Origin of the sequence: Streptomyces sp. (assembly GCF_035644915.1) — a bacterium.
GTDB lineage: Bacteria > Actinomycetota > Actinomycetes > Streptomycetales > Streptomycetaceae > Streptomyces.
This window is the reverse complement of sequence record NZ_DASQNP010000042.1, coordinates 1-16782: the sequence shown is the minus strand read 5'-3', so window position 1 is coordinate 16782 and position 16782 is coordinate 1. Positions and strand designations below refer to the sequence as shown.

Sequence of the window (16782 nt, the reverse complement as noted above, 5' to 3'; positions counted from 1 at the left end):
GCGCCCCCGGGGCCCGCCGAGCCGGGGCCGGCCGAACCGGAGACCGCCGCACCGGGTGCGGACGGACCGGGCACCCCCGAGCCGGGGGACGTCCCGCCCGCGGACGGCGCCACCGGCTCCCCCGGACGGCCCGAGCCCTGCGTGCCGCCCGGCGGAGGCGGGCCCGTGGAGGTGACGGGAGCGTCGTTCGGCCTCTCGGCGTACCCCTCCCGGGGGAGCCACCTCCTGGTGCCCTCCTGGTTGTTCGAGGTGGCGGCGCCGGGCGGCGGGTCCGGTCGCGGGGACGCGGGGACGTACACGGTGGCCCACCCGGCGGTGGAGCCGGAGTTCCTGGCGCCGCCGTCCTCCGGCGGCGACGGTGCCACGTCCGCCCCGGCGGACCCGGGCGGGTCGCCGCGGGAGCGGGTCGGCACCGCGACGCACCTCGGCGCGTACGCGCCCGGGGACCGTACGCTCACGGTCCACTTCTGGGGCGGGGTGTGCGACGACTACACCGCCACCGCCGAGGAGGGCCCGGAGTCGGTGACGGTGCGGATCACCGGGAAGCCGAAGGAGCCGGGCCGGGTCTGCGTCCTGGTCGCCCGGGAGATGACCGCGAAGGTGACGCTCAAGGAGCCGGTCGGCGACCGGAAGGTCCTGGACGAGGAGGGCGAGCGGCTGCCGGAGGGCCCGCGGGAGCGGAAGGAACCCTAGGGAGCGGAGGAGGCCGCGGCGGCGACGGGGAGGCGGACCGGCCGGGAGCGCCCCGGCACCGGCGCCCGCGGCACGACGAAGGCGGCGGTTCCGGTACCGGAACCGCCGCCTTCGTTCGCTGAAGCGATCACCCGGCGGCGCGGTGCGCGCCGCGGGCGGCCGGCCGGAGCGGCTCAGCTGAAGGAGTCGCCGCAGGCGCAGGAGCCCGTGGCGTTCGGGTTGTCGATGGTGAAGCCCTGCTTCTCGATGGTGTCGACGAAGTCGATGGAGGCGCCGTTGAGGTACGGGGCGCTCATCCGGTCGGTGACGACCCGGACGCCGTCGAACTCCTTGACGATGTCGCCGTCGAGCGAGCGCTCGTCGAAGAAGAGCTGGTACCGCAGGCCGGAGCAGCCGCCGGGCTGGACGGCGACCCGCAGGGCCAGGTCGTCGCGGCCCTCCTGTTCGAGCAGGCTCTTGACCTTCGCCGTGGCAGCTTCGGACAGGATGACTCCGTCGGTCGTCACAGCGGTCTGGTCCGATACGGACATCTGCTTCTCTCCCGGGTTGTACGGACTGCTCTGCCGCCTGCCAAACAAGCGGCCTCCCGGTTTCATTCCAGGCCGGGCACGTGTGTCACGGCTTTCATGCTCGCACACCCCGCACCCCGCGGTCACTCCCGAACGCACCCGGGCGGGGATGCGTCACACTGACGCGATCGGCATCGTCAAACTGACGTGAAGCGGTTATGATAGATAGCGTCAATCCGACGAAAAGACCCGCTGAATCCGACGAAAGGGTGCGTGCTGTGACCACCGCCCAGCCCTCCCCCTCCGCCCTGCTCGCAGACGACGTGCAGCCGACGCCGCTCGCCCTGCTCCTCCTCGGCCGCGAGGCCGACCCCAGGAGCGAGCGCGGCGTGGAGTGTCCCGGTGACCTGCCCGCCCCGTCGGACCCGGACCTGGTGGAGCGCGCCCGCGCGGCGAAGGCGAAGCTGGGCGAGCGGGTCTTCGTGCTCGGCCACCACTACCAGCGCGACGAGGTCATCCAGTTCGCGGACGTCACCGGCGACTCCTTCAAGCTGGCCCGGGACGCCGCCGCCCGCCCGGAGGCGGAGTACGTCGTCTTCTGCGGCGTGCACTTCATGGCCGAGTCCGCCGACATCCTCACCAGCGACCGGCAGCAGGTCATCCTGCCCGACCTGGCCGCCGGCTGCTCGATGGCGGACATGGCCACCGCCGAGCAGGTCGCCGAGTGCTGGGACGTGCTGACCGAGGCGGGCGTCGCCGACGTCACGGTCCCGGTCTCGTACATGAACTCCTCCGCCGACATCAAGGCGTTCACCGGGCGGCACGGCGGCACCATCTGCACGTCCTCCAACGCCAAGCGGGCCCTGGAGTGGGCGTTCTCGCAGGGGCAGAAGGTGCTCTTCCTGCCCGACCAGCACCTGGGGCGCAACACCGCCGTGCGGGACCTGGGGATGTCCCTGGAGGACTGCGTGGTCTACAACCCGCACCGGCCGAACGGCGGGCTGACCCCCGAGGAGCTGCGGGACGCGAAGATGATCCTGTGGCGCGGCCACTGCTCGGTGCACGGCCGCTTCTCGCTGGACTCGGTGAACGACGTGCGCGAGCGCGTCCCCGGCATCAACGTGCTGGTGCACCCCGAGTGCCGCCACGAGGTCGTCGCGGCGGCGGACTACGTGGGCTCCACCGAGTACATCATCAAGACCCTCGAGGCCGCCCCGGCCGGCTCGAAGTGGGCGGTCGGCACCGAACTGAACCTGGTGCGCCGCCTGGCGAACCGTTTCGCCCCGGAGGGCAAGGAGGTCGTCTTCCTCGACCGGACGGTCTGCTTCTGCTCGACGATGAACCGCATCGACCTGCCCCACCTGGTCTGGGCCCTGGAGTCCCTGGTCGACGGCAAGGTGGTCAACCGCATCCAGGTCGACCCGGAGACGGAGAAGTTCGCCAAGCTGGCGCTGGAGCGGATGCTCGCCCTGCCGTGACCGCGGGCGCACGGCCGTGAGCGCCCTGCCGTGGCCGGTCTTCCGTGACCGGCCTTCCGTGACCGGCCTTACGTGACCGCGAAGCCGTGACCGGCCGCGGGCCGTTCGGCCAGGATGGTCGGCATGCTGCTGCGCCCGGTACGCGACGTCGGCGAGGACGCCGAGGCCGTGCGGTCCGTCGCGGACGCCGCCCTCGCCGCCGGGCACGCCCCCGGCGGCGGGGGGCCGCCGCTGCCCGCCGTGACCGCGGACGACCGCGAACGCCGCCGCAGCCACGTCCGGCACCTGGCCCGCACCGACCCGGAGGGCTGCTGGCTCGCCGAGGACGCCTCGGGCCGTACGGTCGGGGCCGCGCTGTCCACGCGGCGGGAGGGCACCTGGGGCCTGTCCCTGCTCGCCGTGCTCCCCGGCGCCCAGGGCCGGGGGGTGGGCACGGCCCTGCTGCGGCGGGCCATGGCCCACGGCCGGGGCTGTCTGCGCGGCATCGCCTGCGGCCCGCCCCACCCCGGAGTCGCCCGCCTCTACCGGCGGGCGGGCTTCGACCTGCATCCGGCGATGCGGCTGACCGGGACGGTGTCCCTGGCCCGCCTCGCCGCCCCGGACGGCCCGGTGGCCGAGGGCACCGCCCGGCACCGGGACCTGATGGACTCGGTGGACCGGCGGCTGCGCGGCGGCGCCCACGGGCCGGACCACGAGGAGCTGCTGCGCCACTGCCGCCTGCTGGTGACCGACGACTTCGCCGGCAGCGGCTACTGCTACCTGCGCGAGGGGCGGGTGGAGCTGCTGGCCGCGACCTCCCGGCGGCTGGCCACCCGGCTGCTGACGGCCGCCCTGTCCGTCGTCGGCGAGGGCGGCGCGGTGTGCGTCCGGAACCTGACCGCCGAGCAGCAGTGGGCGGTGGACGTCGGACTGGCCGCGGGGCTGGAGGTGAGCACGGCGGGTTACGTCTGCCTGCGCGGCATGCGCCCGCCGGCGCCGTACGTCCCCTCCACCACGTTCCCGTGAGGCGCTTCCCCCGAAAGGGCCCCGAGAAGGCCCGTGCGGGACCGGCGGGGCCGGGTCAGCGGGGGCCGGCGGGGATGTCGGCGGGGAACAGCCCGTCGTCGCCGAGCAGGGCGCGCACCTCGTCGATCGTGGCGTCGGGCGCGGGCAGGATCAGGTCCGACGGCTCCAGGGAGTCGTCCGGCAGGGGCGTGCCCAGGGACCGTACGGCGTCCAGCACGGCGGCCAGCGTACGGTGGAAGCCCGCCTCGTCCCCGTGCTCCATCTCGTGGAGCAGTTCGTCGTCCAGCCTGTTCAGCCCGGAGAGGTGGCTGTCGTCCAGCGCCACCTGCCCCTCACCCATGATCCGTACGATCACGGCGCTCTCCTTCCCGAAGGGCCCGGCGGCCGGCGGGCCGGAAGACGGTGCTCCCGTGTCCCAGCTTCCCGCGGCCGGTACGCCGGCGCACCCCGGCGCACCCGCCGCCGGCCACCCGCCGCGGCCTACTGCTTGTCGAACCGGGGGGTGTCCTGGGACTGCTGCCGGGACTGCTGCTGCGCCTGGTCCTGGCCGCCCTCGATGGCCTGCTGGCCGCCGCTCGTGCCGCCCGCCAGCTCGGCCTTCATCCGCTGGAGCTCCAGCTCGACGTCCGTACCGCCGGAGATCCGGTCCAGCTCGGCCGCGATGTCGTCCTTGGCCATGCCGGTGGGGTCGTCGAGCGCGCCGGAGGCGAGCAGTTCGTCGATGGCCCCGGCACGGGCCTGGAGCTGCGCGGTCTTGTCCTCGGCCCGCTGGATGGCCAGGCCGACGTCGCCCATCTCCTCGGAGATGCCGGAGAACGCCTCGCCGATGCGGGTCTGGGCCTGGGCGGCGGTGTAGGTGGCCTTGATGGTCTCCTTCTTGGTGCGGAAGGCGTCCACCTTGGCCTGGAGGCGCTGGGCCGCGAGGGTGAGCTTCTCCTCCTCGCCCTGGAGGGTCTGGTGCTGCTGCTCCAGGTCCGTCACCTGCTGCTGGAGGGCGGCGCGGCGGGAGAGCGCCTCGCGCGCCAGGTCCTCACGGCCGAGCGCGAGCGCCTTGCGGCCCTGGTCCTCCAGCTTGGCGGACTGCCCCTGGAGCTGGTTGAGCTGGAGTTCCAGCCGCTTGCGGGAGGTCGCCACGTCGGCGACTCCACGGCGCACCTTCTGCAGCAGCTCGAGCTGCTTCTGGTAGGAGTAGTCCAGAGTCTCGCGCGGATCCTCGGCCCGGTCCAGGGCCTTGTTGGCCTTCGCGCGGAAGATCATTCCCATACGCTTCATGACACCGCTCATGGGCCTCGCGCGCCCCCTTCGTAACGGACTGAGCCTCGCACATCGACAGGTCCCACACTACGGGCCCTGCTTCTATTACCGCACTGTTCGGCCCTGGTTGTGGTCCTCCTCCAGGACGATCGGGGCGCGGCTTCCTCCCGCCCAGGAAGTAGGGAATCCGGCAACCCGCCGTTGCCGGATCGTTCCCCGCGGGGGTGGGGCCCACACCTGGCCGCCCCGTACTCTTGGCTGTGTGTTCCGAAGCCGTTCCCGTGATGAGCAGACCGCGGCTCCCCAGGAGACCGTGGAACTGACCAAGCAGCCCAAGCGCCGTGACCCGCAGGCCCCCAAGGGCCGCCCCACGCCCAAGCGCAGCGAGGCCGAGGCGCTGCGCCGCAGCGCGGTCAAGCCCCCGACGTCCCGCAGGGAGGCCGCCAAGCGGGCCCGCGAGGCCCGCCGCGCCGAGCTGGCGCGGCAGCGCGAGGCCCTGGCCGGTGGTGACGAGCGCTACCTCCCGCTGCGCGACCGCGGCCCGGTGCGGCGCTACGCGCGCGACTTCGTGGACGCCAGGTGGCACGTGGCGGAGTTCTTCCTGCCCGTCGCCGTGCTGATCCTGATCCTGAGCATGATGCCGTCGATGCAGGTCAAGAACGCCTCCCTGCTGCTGTGGCTGGGCGTCATCGTGATGATCGTCGTCGACTCCACCATCACCGGCCTCAAGCTGAAGCGGGCCCTGCGCGAGCGCTTCCCGGAGGAGAACCGGCGGGGCGCCGTGGCGTACGCGGTGATGCGGACGCTCCAGATGCGCCGCATGCGGCTGCCCAAGCCGCAGGTCGCCCGCGGCGAGGCGCCGCGCCGCTGAGGACGCCGCCGAGGATGTGGAAGGACCTCTGACGGACACACCGTGACGGACCCCGACAGATCACACATGGACAACGCCGTGCGACAGGCCCTGGTCGCCCGCCAGTTGGAGGAGCAGATCACGGCCCGCTTCCCCGTGGGCAGGCGGCTGAGGGTCCTGGACGTGGCGCTGCGCGACGGCCGGCAGGCGCTGCGGCTGGCCCGTGCCGGGCACGAGGTGACCGGGCTGGAGGCCGACCCCGAGCTGGCCGACGCGGTGTGCCGGGCCCTGGAGGGAGAGCCCCCGGGCATACGGGAGCGGACGCGCGTCATCGTCGGGGACAGCCGCAGCACCGGCGCGCACTTCCTGCCCGGCTCCTTCGACGTGGTGCTCTGCCACGAGGTGCTGGCCCCCGGTGACGAGCCGGGACCGCTGCTCGCCGGGCTGGGCCGGGTGCTCGCCTCCGGCGGGCTGCTCTCCCTGCTGGTGCCCAACGCCGAGGCGCAGGCCATGCGGCCGGGCCTGGCCGGCGACTGGGACGGCGCCCTGGACCGTCTCGCGCCCGTCGACCGCTCCCTGCGCCGCGAGGCGCTGGTCGCCAGCCTCACCGGGATGAGCACACCGCTGCACCAGTGGTACGGGGTGCAGGTCTTCACCGGCGAGGACACCGCCCTGCCGGAGGGCGAGGAGGGCGAGCGGCTGCTGGCCGCCGAGGAGCGGGCCGGGCGCACCGACCCGTACCGCGGGGTGGCGGCGCGGCTGCACCTGTGCGCCGTGCGCGACTGAGCCGGGCCCCCGGCCGTACGGGTCAGGCGTACGGGGCCCGTTGTGCGCCGTGTCCGGCGGCGGCCGTACGGGCCGCACAGGCTGTACGGCCGGGAGGGCCGCCCGTGCCCACGGCTCCCGGCGCGTCCGCGCCCGCCGCCGGCGCGCGGCTCCCCGCCCGGGAGACCCGGCGCGCGCCGTACGCCCGCATCCGCCCGCACCGGGCGCCGAGCGCGCTCGGCGCCCGGTCGGCGCCGTCACCGTCACCGAGCTCGCGCAGCCGCCGGCCGCCACGGAGCGGGTGGTGCCGGGCACGGCGATCGAGTCGGCCGGCCCGCACTTCCTCGACTGCACCGCCGGGTCCGTGGTGCCGACCGCGCTGGTGGAGCGGCTGCCGGACGGTCCGGAGACGCGCGTCGGGCACCGGGACGGCACGCTGTCCGGCGGCGAGCGGCAGCGGGTGGCGATCGCGCGGGCGCTGCCGCGCCGCCCCGGGTGCCGGTGGACGAGGCGACCTCGCGGCCGGACGCGGCAACGGGCCGGCGCTGCGCGACGCGGCGGCGGAGGCGGCCCGTACGACGGCGGTGCCGGTCGTCGCCGGTCGTCGCCCACCGGCTGTCCACGGTGACGCCGCCGGCCACGCGGTTTCCGGCGGCGTCGGCGGGGAACGCGGACGCCCCTAGGGCGTGACGCCCCGGGCCGTCCGGGCCGGGGCCGCCGCCGGCGACGGCCGGTGAACGACCAGCGAAGGGGATCCGCTGCCATGACCCGTTCCCCCAGGCGCGGCGGACACCGCGCGGGAGCCGCCGCCCTGTGCGCGGCGGCCGTCCTGTTCGTCGGGTGCACCGGGTCGGACCCCACCGAGGACGCCGACGGCTCGCCCTCCCCCAGCGCCACCGTCCCCGTCCCCGGCGGGGCCGAGGAACTCCAGGAGTCCTTCGAGAGGGTGGTGGACCGGGTCCTGCCGTCCGTCGTCCAGATCACCACCGGCGAGGGGCTGGGCTCGGGCGTGGTCTACGACGACGAGGGCCACATCGTCACCAACGCCCACGTGGTGGGCGACGCCGAGCGGCTCCGCGTCACCCTCGCCACCGGCCGGGACGACCAGCCGGCGGAGCTGGTCGCCAGCTACCCGGCCGAGGACCTGGCCGTGGTGAGGCTCACCGATCCGCCCGCGAACCTGCGCCCGGCCACCTTCGGCGAGTCCGGCGAGGTGGAGGTCGGGCAGATCGTGCTGGCCATGGGCAACCCGCTCGGGCTGTCCTCCAGCGTCACCGAGGGCATCGTCTCGGCCGTCGGCCGCTCGATCAGCGAAGGCAGCGCCGAGACCACCATCGGCAACCTGATCCAGACCTCGGCGCCGATCAACCCGGGCAACAGCGGGGGCGCGCTGGTGGACCTCTCCGGCCGGGTCGTGGGCGTCCCCACCCTGGCCGCCCGCTCCCCGGGCGGGGACGGGAGCACGGCGCCGGGCCTGGGCTTCGCCATCCCCTCCGACACCGTCCGCCACCTGGCCGACCAGATGATCGAGCGCGGCGAGGTGGTGGACTCCGACGAGGCGGCGCTGGAGGCGACGGTGCGCACCGTGCTCGGCGACGACTTCCGGCCCGCCGGCGTGGCCGTCGTGGAGCCCGAGAACGGCGGCGCGGCGGACGACGCCGGGCTCCGGGCGGGCGATGTGATCACCGAGGTCGGCGGGGCCGACACCCCGGACACGACCGCGCTGGCGGAGGTGCTGGCCTCCCACGAGCCGGGCGACGAGGTGGAGGTCGTCTACCGGCGCGGCGGCGAGGAGCGGACCGTCACGGTCACCCTGGGCGAACGCTGACCGGACACCGACCGCGGTCCCGCCCGGCCGGGAACCCCCGGGCGGGACCGCGACGGGTGCGGTCAGCTCCCCTCGGCCGCGCTCAGGCTCATGGGGCCGTAGATCTCGGTGCCGTCCTCCAGCAGCGTCACCTGCTCGACGCCGCCCTCCAGCAGCTCCCTCCAGGTCTCGCCGAGCCAGCTCTCCGCGTCGCCCTGGGTGGGGAACTCCTCCGGCCGGACGGCCGGCTCCGTCTCCGTGCCGTCGGCCCTCTCGAACCGCCACGTCCACGCCATGTGCGCCTCCCCGGTCTCCGTGTGTCGTCTTCTGTGCGTCTTCGGGTGTCGTGTGTTCTGTGTGGTGCCCGTGTGACCTGTCGTTCCCGTGTTTCCCATGATCCAGTGCACGGCGCGGAACGCGCACCGGTGCCGCTCGCGCGGCGCCCGGCCGGACACGAGACGATCGTGCCGTGGAAATCACTCTGCTCGGTACCGGCGCGCCCGCCGGCCTTCCCCGGCCCGGCTGCCCCTGCGCGTCCTGCGCGACCGCCGTCGGCGCGGACGCGCGGGCGGCGACCGCGCTGCTCGTGGACGGCGTCCTGCTGCTCGACCTGACCCCGGGCCCCGCCCTGGCCGCCGCCCGCGCGGGCCGCACCCTGCACGGCGTGCGGCAGGTGCTGCTGTCGCACCCGCACGACGGGCCGGCGCTGGAGATCCCGGCCGGGCTGCCCGCGCCGGTACGGCTGTCCGACGGCCGGGAGCTGGCGCTGATCAGCGGCCACCGGGTGCGCGCGGTGGCGCTGGACTCGCCGGGCACCGGCTACGAGATCGGCGGGCCGGACGGCGAGCGCCTGCTGTACCTGCCGCCGGGCGCCGGTCCCGCCGGCCTTCCGGCGGGGCCGGCCGGGGACACCGGGCCGTACCGGCAGACCGCGGCACCGCCCGCGCCGTACGCCCTGGTGCTCCTGGACGTCCTCGGCCGCCCCGACGCCCTCGCCCGGCTGCGGGCGGCCGGGTCCGTCGGCCCGACCACGGACGTGCTGGCCGTCCACATCGACCACGACGTGCCGCCCGGCCCCGAGCTGCACCGCCGGCTGGCCGCGGCGGGGGCCCGCACCGTACCGGACGGCACCACGCTGCTGGTCGGCGACTACCGCGCCGTCCCCGACCTGCCCCGCCGCACGCTGGTCCTGGGCGGCGCGCGCTCGGGCAAGTCCGCCGAGGCCGAGCGCCGCCTCGCCGCCTTCCCCGGAGTGCTCTACGTCGCGACGGGCGGCACCCGGGAGGGGGACGCGGAGTGGGCGGCCCGGGTCTCCGCCCACCGGGAGCGGCGCCCGTCCTCCTGGCGCACGGCCGAGACCTGCGACCTGGTCCCGCTGCTCACCGCGCCCGACGCCCCACCGCTGCTGATCGACTGCCTGTCCCTGTGGCTGACCGACGCGATGGACGCCGTCGGCGCCTGGGACGAGGACCGCTGGCGCTCGGGCGAGGCCCGCCGCGCCCTCGCCGAGCGAGTCGCCGACCTGGTGGCGGCCTTCCGCGCCGCCACCCGCACGGTGGTCGCGGTCAGCAACGAGGTCGGCTCGGGCGTCGTCCCGGCCACCGCCGCCGGGCGCCGCTTCCGCGACGAGCTGGGGCGGCTGAACGCGGCGGTGGCGGCGGAGTGCGAGCACGTCCTGCTGGTCACGGCGGGTACGGTGCTGTCCCTGCGCGGCTGAGTCCCGGTCAGGAGCCGGGGAGGGGGCGGTAGTGTCGGCCGCATGAGCGACGGCAGCCTGAATCTCGACGACTTCGGGGACCTCATCGAGCGTCCCGACAGCGGCGTCCGCCGGGACGCCGAGGAGCGGCGGGCCCGGACCGGGCTACCGGCCGGGGCACTGGGGCGGCTGGACGAGCTGGGCGAGTGGCTGGCCGCGGCGCAGTCCCGCGTCCCGGTCGAGCCGGTCTCGCGGCCGAAGGCCGTGCTGTTCGCCGGGGACCACGGAGTGGCCGAGCTGGGCGTCTCGGCCCGGCCGGCGGGCGGCGCGCACACCCTGGTGCGGGCCGCGCTGGACGGCACCAGCCCGGTGGCGGTGCTGGCGCGCCGGTTCGGGGTGCCGCTGCGGATCGTCGACATGTCGCTGGACTGCGACCCGGACGAGCTGCCGGAGGAGGTCACCCGCCACCGGGTGCGGCGCTCCAGCGGGCGGCTCGACATCGAGGACAGCCTCAGCCCCGAGGAGGCCGAGCGCGCCTTCCGGGCCGGGATGGCCGTCGCCGACGAGGAGGCCGACGCCGGCACCGACCTGGTCGTCCTGGGCGACCTGTCCGTCGGCGGCACCACCGCCGCCGGGGTGCTCATCGCCGCCCTGTGCGGCACCGACGCCTCCGTGGTCACCGGCCGCGGCGGCGGGCGCATCGACGACCTCGCCTGGATGCGCAAGTGCGCGGCCATCCGCGACGGGCTGCGCCGGGCCCGGCCCGTGCTCGGCGACCAGCTCGGGCTGCTGGCGGCCGTGGCCGGGGCGGACCTGACCGCGATGACCGGCTTCCTGCTCCAGTCGGCGGTGCGCCGCACCCCCGTCGTCCTCGACGGCGTCGTCTCCGCCGCGTGCGCGCTGGTCGCCCAGCGCGTGGCGTTCCGGGCGCCGGACTGGTGGCTGGCCGGGCAGGCCAGCGGCGAGCCCGCGCAGGCCAAGGCACTGGACCGGATGGCGCTCGACCCGCTGCTCGACCACGGCGTCACCGCGGGCGAGGGCACCGGCGCCCTGCTCGCCCTGCCCCTGATCCAGGCCGCCGCGGCCCTGGCGGCGGAGCTGCCGGTGCGGGACGCCGACGGCCGGGACGCGCCGGAGGGGGAGGCGGGACGGCCGGACTCCCCGGAGATGCTCGACGTGACCTGACCGCATCCGGGCCGCCGGCCCCGGCCGCCGGACCCGGCCCGGCGGCCGCCCGGTAGCCTGCGGCGCGATGGACACCTCCCCGCCCCCGGAACCGCCCGCTCCCCCGCCGCCCGCCAAAGTGCTGGACGGCGTGCGCTTCGCCTTCGGCACGCTCACCGTGCTGCCGGTGCGCGGGGCCCGCTGGGACCGGGCCGCCGCCCGGCGCGGCATGGTGTGCGCGCCGCTGGCCGGACTGGTGGTGGGGCTGTGCGCGGCGGCGCTCGGGGCCGCCGCGCTGCTGCTGGGCGCCGGGCCCCTGCTGGCCGCGGTCGTCACCGTCGCGGTACCCGCCGCCTTGACCCGGGCGCTGCACCTGGACGGGCTGGCGGACGTCGCCGACGGGCTGGGCAGCGCGCGTCCCGCCGAGGGCGCGCTGGCCGTGATGAAGCGCTCCGACATCGGCCCGTTCGGGGTCGTCACCCTGCTGCTGGTGCTGTTCGCGCAGGTGGCGGCCGTCGCGGAGCTGTACGCGGAAGGCTGGGCGCACGGCGCCGGCGCGGTGGCCGTGGCCGCGGCGGCGGCGCGCACGGCGCTGACGCTCGCCGCCCGCGAGGGCGTCCCGGCGGCCCGCCCGGAGGGGCTGGGCGCGGCGGTCGCCGGTGTGGTGCCGGTCCGGTCCGCGGCCGCCACCGGCGCGGTGGTGGTGCTGGCGGCGGCGGGTGCCGGCGCGGCGGAGGGCCCGTACGGGGCGGTGCGGTACGCGGCGGCGGTCGTCCTCGCGCTGGGGGCGGCGGAGGTGCTGCTGGCCCGCTGCCGCCGCCGGCTGGGCGGGGTGACCGGCGACGTCTTCGGTGCGCTGGCCGAGACCTCCCTCACCGCGGCCCTGGTGGTGCTTGCGCTGGGTTAGCGCCCCTCGGAGAATTCCGCACGGACGGCCCCGCGCGCCCGCTCCGCCCTCCCGCTCCGGCGGGCCGGCCTCCGCGCCGCCCGGAGCCGCCCCCCGTGACCGCACGGGTTGCGCCGTAGGCTCGGCCCGTGCCCGAAGCCGTGCACATCCACGCGGCTTGCCAACCGGAAGAGGGATTTCCACCACCGTGTCTGCTCTCACTCTCAGTACCTCGTCCGCTGCGGCGCTGCGCGCGGACGCCGTTGTCGTCGGTGTCGTCAAGGGGACCGACGGTCCCGTGATCGCCCCGGGCGGCGAGGCCGTGGACCAGGCGTTCGGCGGCTCCCTGGCCGCCACCCTGGAGACCCTCGGCGCCTCGGGCGGCGAGGGCGAGGTCACCAAGCTGCCCGCACCGGACGGCGTGAAGGCGGACCTGGTGCTGGCGGTCGGGCTCGGCGCCCCGGCCGAGGACGGCTCGTACGACCCGGAGGCGCTGCGCCGCGCCGCCGGTGCCGCGGCCCGCGCGCTGGCCGGCGGCAAGAAGGCCGGCTTCGCGCTGCCGGTCGGGGACGCCGCGTCGCTGGCCGCCGTCTGCGAGGGCGCGCTGCTGGGCGCGTACGCCTTCACCGCCTACCGCGGCAAGGCCGACAAGAACGACAGGAACGGCAAGGACGGCAAGGGCAAGGGCAAGGACGGCAGGAAGGGCGGTGCGGACAGCGGCGCCCCGCTCGCCGAGGTCGTCGTGCTCGGCGCCAAGCCGCGCGACAAGGCGCACAAGGCCGCGGCCGAGCGCGCCGAGGTCGTCGCCGCCGAGGTCAACCGGGCCCGCGACCTGGTCAACACCCCCTCCAACGACCTGTTCCCCAAGTCCTTCGCCGCCACCGTCCAGAGCGCGGCCAAGGAGTACGGACTGGCGGTGGAGGTGCTGGACGAGAAGGCCCTCGCCAAGGGCGGCTACGGCGGCATCCTCGGCGTCGGCAAGGGCTCGGCCAACCCGCCGCGCCTGGTGCGGGTGGCGTACACGCACGCCAAGGCGGAGAAGACCCTGGCCCTGGTCGGCAAGGGCATCACGTACGACTCGGGCGGCATCTCGCTCAAGCCCGCCGGCCACAACGAGACCATGAAGTGCGACATGAGCGGTGCCGCCGCCGTCTTCGCGGCCGTGGTCGCCGCCGCCCGGCTCGGCCTGCGGGTGAACGTCACCGGCTGGCTGGCGCTGGCGGAGAACATGCCGTCGGGCACCGCGACCCGGCCGGGCGACGTGCTGACCATGTACAGCGGCAAGACCGTCGAGGTGCTCAACACCGACGCCGAGGGCCGCCTCGTCCTGGCCGACGCCCTGACCCGGGCGTGCGAGGAGAAGCCGGACGCGGTGGTGGACGTGGCCACCCTCACCGGCGCGATGGTGCTGGCGCTGGGCAACCGCACGTTCGGCGTCATGGCGAACGACGACGCGTTCCGCACGGCCGTCCACGAGCTGGCCACCGAGGCGGGCGAGCAGGCGTGGCCGATGCCGCTCCCCGACCACCTGCGCAAGGGCATGGACTCGCCCGTCGCCGACATCGCCAACATGGGCGAGCGGATGGGCGGCGGCCTGGTGGCCGGGCTGTTCCTGAAGGAGTTCGTCCCGGACGGCACCACCTGGGCCCACCTGGACATCGCGGGCCCGGCCTTCAACGAGTCGGGTCCCTTCGGCTACACCCCCAAGGGGGGCACCGGTTCCGCGGTGCGCACCCTGGTCCGCCTCGCCGAGCGCGCGGCGGCCGGCGACCTGGTGTGACGCCTCCGGCGTCCGCCGGCGGCCCCGGGCACGGCGCGTGCCCGGGGCCGTTCTCCCTCCTCCTCCGTGGCTCGGCTCGCCTCCGGGCGCTTCGATCCCCTGCCGACGGGACTCGTCGCACGGTCGCTCGTCCCTCGCTCCCTCCTCCTCGCCCCTTTCGGCAGGGACGCGTCCTTCGGTTCGCTCGCCGGGCGCACCCGGGCCGCTCGCCGCCCCACCCGCCCGGCGCACTCGTCCGTGTTCGCTGTGAGCGATCTCCGTGGGGTTACCCTCCGGTAGACACGCGTGCCGGCTCACGATCCCGCTGTTCACGCCGGTGTGAGCGGTTCGGACACCGGCCCGGCGTCCCACCGCCCGCCAACAAGTGCAAAGATGTTCTCTCGGCAGGACAGGGCCCGCTCAACCCACAGGGCCGAGCACAAAGCGGCCGAACATACAGCCGCCCGGTCTCCGACGGACCGGCTCCGGCGTACCCATGCATGGAGGACGTGACGTGGCGAACGACGCCAGCACCGTTTTCGACCTAGTGATCCTCGGAGGCGGTAGCGGCGGTTATGCCGCTGCCCTGCGCGCTTCGCAGCTGGGTCTGGACGTCGCCCTGATCGAGAAGGACAAGGTCGGCGGTACCTGTCTGCACTACGGATGCATCCCGACGAAGGCCCTGCTGCACGCCGGTGAGATCGCCGACCAGGCCCGTGAGAGCGCCGAGTTCGGCGTCAGGGCCACCTTCGAGGGCATCGACATGGCGGCGGTGCACAAGTACAAGGACGGCGTGATCTCCGGCCTGTACAAGGGACTGCAGGGGCTGATCGCCTCGCGCAAGATCACCTACGTGGAGGGTGAGGGCCGGCTGTCCTCCCCGACCTCGGTGGACGTGAACGGCCAGCGCTACGAGGGCCGGCACATCCTGCTCGCCACCGGCTCCACGCCCAAGTCGCTGCCGGGCCTGGAGATCGACGGCAACCGGATCATCAACTCCAACCACGCGCTGACCCTGGACCGCGTGCCGGAGTCCGTGATCATCCTGGGCGGCGGCGTGATCGGCTGCGAGTTCGCCTCCGCCTGGCGGTCCTTCGGCACCGACGTCACCATCGTCGAGGGTCTGCCCCACCTGGTGCCGGCCGAGGACGAGAACAGCTCCAAGCTGCTGGAGCGCGCCTTCCGCAAGCGCGGCATCAAGTTCTCGCTCGGCTCCTTCTTCGAGAAGGCCGAGTACACCGAGAACGGCGTCAAGGTCACCCTCGCCAACGGCAAGGAGTACGAGGCCGAGCTGCTGCTCGTCGCCATCGGCCGCGGTCCGGTCTCGCAGGGGCTGGGCTACGAGGAGGCCGGGGTCGCCATGGACCGCGGCTACGTCCTCGTCGACGAGTACTGCCGCACCAACGTGCCCACCATCTCGGCCGTCGGCGACCTCATCCCCACCCTCCAGCTCGCGCACGTCGGCTTCGCCGAGGGCATCCTGGTGGCCGAGCGGCTCGCCGGGCTGGACGTCGTGCCGATCGACTACGACGGTGTGCCGCGCGTGACGTACAGCCACCCGGAGGTCGCCTCCGTGGGCCTCACCGAGGCCAAGGCCAAGGAGGTGTACGGCGCGGACAAGGTCGTGACGCTGAAGTACAACCTCGGCGGCAACGGCAGGAGCAAGATCCTCAAGACGCAGGGCGAGATCAAGCTCGTCCAGGTCCGTGACGGTGCCGTGGTCGGCGTCCACATGGTCGGTGACCGGATGGGCGAGCAGGTCGGCGAGGCCCAGCTCATCTACAACTGGGAGGCCCTGCCCGCCGAGGTCGCGCAGCTCATCCACGCGCACCCGACCCAGAACGAGGCCCTCGGCGAGGCCCACCTGGCCCTGGCCGGCAAGCCGCTGCACTCCCACGACTGACGCTCTCCGGGCGCGACTGCATCACGACATTCGCACATTTCGTTAGGAGCAACCGAAACCATGGCGGTTTCCGTAACCCTGCCGGCGCTCGGCGAGAGCGTGACCGAGGGCACCGTCACCCGCTGGCTGAAGGCCGAGGGTGAACGCGTCGAGGCCGACGAACCCCTGCTGGAGGTCTCGACCGACAAGGTCGACACCGAGATCCCCGCCCCCGCCTCCGGCGTCCTGTCCTCCATCAAGGTGGCCGAGGACGAGACGGTCGAGGTCGGCGCCGAGCTGGCCGTCATCGACGACGGTTCGGGCGCTCCGGCCGAGGCCCCCGCCCAGGCGGAGGCTCCGGCCGCCGCCGAGGCCCCGGCCCAGCAGGCCCCCGCCCCGCAGGCCCCGGCCCAGCCCGAGCCGCAGCCGCAGCCCGCGCAGGCCGAGGCCCAGCCCGAGCCCGCCCAGGCGGAGGCTCCGGCGCAGGGCGGCGGCGCGGAGGGCACCGACGTGGTGCTGCCCGCGCTGGGCGAGTCCGTCACCGAGGGCACCGTCACCCGCTGGCTGAAGTCGGTCGGTGACGAGGTCGAGGCCGACGAGCCGCTGCTGGAGGTCTCGACCGACAAGGTCGACACCGAGATCCCCGCCCCCGCCTCCGGCGTCCTGCTGGAGATCCTGGTGAACGAGGACGAGACCGCGGAGGTCGGCGCCAAGCTGGCCGTGATCGGTGCCGCGGGCGCCGCCCCGGCCCAGCAGGCCCCCGCCCCGCAGGCCCCGGCCCAGCCCGAGCCGCAGGCCCAGCCGCAGCCGCAGCCGCAGCCCGCGCAGGCCGAGGCGCCCGCCCCGGCGGCTCCCGCGCCCGCCCCGGCCCAGCAGGCTCCGGCGCCGCAGCAGGCCGCTCCGGCCCAGCAGGCCCCGGCCCCGGCTCCGGTGCCGCAGCAGGCGGCCCCGGCCCAGCAGGCCCCCGCCCCGCAGGCTCCGGCTCCGGCTCCGGCTCCCGCGCCCGCCCCGCAGGCGCCGGCCGCCCCGGCCCC

The 16782-nt window shown here is 75.3% G+C and carries 15 protein-coding genes and 2 pseudogenes; 13 read left to right on the top strand and 4 right to left on the bottom strand.

The window, feature by feature from the left end; all coding sequences use genetic code 11:
- Window positions 1–693 (top strand): annotated as a pseudogene (locus VE546_RS04620) (hypothetical protein); the annotation flags it as partial.
- A gap of 173 nt (window positions 694–866) precedes the next feature.
- On the opposite strand, the gene VE546_RS04615 reads toward VE546_RS04620, so the two are convergent.
- On the bottom strand, window positions 867–1223 hold the full coding sequence (locus VE546_RS04615) for an iron-sulfur cluster assembly accessory protein (RefSeq protein ID WP_324918686.1): 357 nt from the start codon (window positions 1221–1223) through the stop codon (window positions 867–869).
- Window positions 1224–1480: 257 nt separating this feature from the next.
- Here VE546_RS04615 and nadA point away from each other — a divergent pair, with 257 nt between their 5' ends.
- Window positions 1481–2680, top strand: a complete 1200-nt coding sequence (gene nadA, locus VE546_RS04610) for a quinolinate synthase NadA (protein ID WP_414720401.1) — start codon at window positions 1481–1483, stop codon at window positions 2678–2680.
- A gap of 123 nt (window positions 2681–2803) precedes the next feature.
- A complete protein-coding gene (locus VE546_RS04605) occupies window positions 2804–3685 on the top strand; it encodes a GNAT family N-acetyltransferase (RefSeq protein ID WP_324918680.1) in 882 nt (293 codons plus the stop codon).
- Window positions 3686–3740: 55 nt separating this feature from the next.
- Here the strand turns inward: VE546_RS04605 and pspAA are convergent, their stop codons facing one another.
- Window positions 3741–4040 (bottom strand): PspA-associated protein PspAA, encoded by a 300-nt coding sequence (gene pspAA / locus VE546_RS04600; protein WP_324918677.1) that lies wholly within the window; start codon window positions 4038–4040, stop codon window positions 3741–3743.
- A 125-nt stretch (window positions 4041–4165) separates the two neighbouring features.
- Window positions 4166–4948, bottom strand: a complete 783-nt coding sequence (locus tag VE546_RS04595; protein ID WP_324918689.1) for a PspA/IM30 family protein — start codon at window positions 4946–4948, stop codon at window positions 4166–4168.
- A 253-nt stretch (window positions 4949–5201) separates the two neighbouring features.
- On the opposite strand from VE546_RS04595, the gene VE546_RS04590 reads away from it, so the two are divergent.
- The 4 genes and pseudogenes from VE546_RS04590 (at window position 5202) to VE546_RS04575 (ending at window position 8382) form a co-directional block, all read left to right on the top strand.
- Window positions 5202–5810 carry a DUF3043 domain-containing protein gene (locus tag VE546_RS04590; RefSeq protein ID WP_324918674.1) on the top strand — a complete coding sequence of 203 codons (609 nt, stop codon included), beginning with the start codon at window positions 5202–5204 and terminating at the stop codon, window positions 5808–5810.
- A gap of 66 nt (window positions 5811–5876) precedes the next feature.
- Window positions 5877–6575 carry a class I SAM-dependent methyltransferase gene (locus VE546_RS04585; protein ID WP_324918671.1) on the top strand — a complete coding sequence of 233 codons (699 nt, stop codon included), beginning with the start codon at window positions 5877–5879 and terminating at the stop codon, window positions 6573–6575.
- A gap of 355 nt (window positions 6576–6930) precedes the next feature.
- Window positions 6931–7184 (top strand): annotated as a pseudogene (locus VE546_RS04580) (ATP-binding cassette domain-containing protein); the annotation flags it as partial.
- A gap of 133 nt (window positions 7185–7317) precedes the next feature.
- The gene (locus VE546_RS04575; RefSeq protein WP_324918668.1) at window positions 7318–8382 is read left to right on the top strand and encodes a S1C family serine protease; all 1065 of its coding nucleotides are present in this window, start codon (window positions 7318–7320) and stop codon (window positions 8380–8382) included.
- Window positions 8383–8444: 62 nt separating this feature from the next.
- Here the strand turns inward: VE546_RS04575 and VE546_RS04570 are convergent, their stop codons facing one another.
- A complete protein-coding gene (locus tag VE546_RS04570) occupies window positions 8445–8657 on the bottom strand; it encodes a hypothetical protein (RefSeq protein ID WP_324918665.1) in 213 nt (70 codons plus the stop codon).
- Between the two features lie 173 nt (window positions 8658–8830).
- On the opposite strand from VE546_RS04570, the gene VE546_RS04565 reads away from it, so the two are divergent.
- From VE546_RS04565 to VE546_RS04540, 6 genes are all read left to right on the top strand, one after another.
- Entirely contained in the window at window positions 8831–10078 is a 1248-nt protein-coding gene (locus VE546_RS04565) for a bifunctional adenosylcobinamide kinase/adenosylcobinamide-phosphate guanylyltransferase (protein WP_324918663.1), read from the top strand.
- Between the two features lie 42 nt (window positions 10079–10120).
- A complete protein-coding gene (locus VE546_RS04560; protein ID WP_324918660.1) occupies window positions 10121–11242 on the top strand; it encodes a nicotinate-nucleotide--dimethylbenzimidazole phosphoribosyltransferase in 1122 nt (373 codons plus the stop codon).
- 67 nt (window positions 11243–11309) lie between these two features.
- Window positions 11310–12128, top strand: a complete 819-nt coding sequence (locus VE546_RS04555) for an adenosylcobinamide-GDP ribazoletransferase (RefSeq protein WP_324918657.1) — start codon at window positions 11310–11312, stop codon at window positions 12126–12128.
- Between the two features lie 187 nt (window positions 12129–12315).
- Window positions 12316–13887 carry a leucyl aminopeptidase gene (locus tag VE546_RS04550; RefSeq protein WP_324918654.1) on the top strand — a complete coding sequence of 524 codons (1572 nt, stop codon included), beginning with the start codon at window positions 12316–12318 and terminating at the stop codon, window positions 13885–13887.
- A gap of 493 nt (window positions 13888–14380) precedes the next feature.
- A complete protein-coding gene (gene lpdA / locus VE546_RS04545; RefSeq protein WP_324918651.1) occupies window positions 14381–15769 on the top strand; it encodes a dihydrolipoyl dehydrogenase in 1389 nt (462 codons plus the stop codon).
- A 60-nt stretch (window positions 15770–15829) separates the two neighbouring features.
- Window positions 15830–16782: biotin/lipoyl-containing protein (locus VE546_RS04540; RefSeq protein WP_324918648.1), on the top strand; the 953-nt coding region annotated here is incomplete at its 3' end.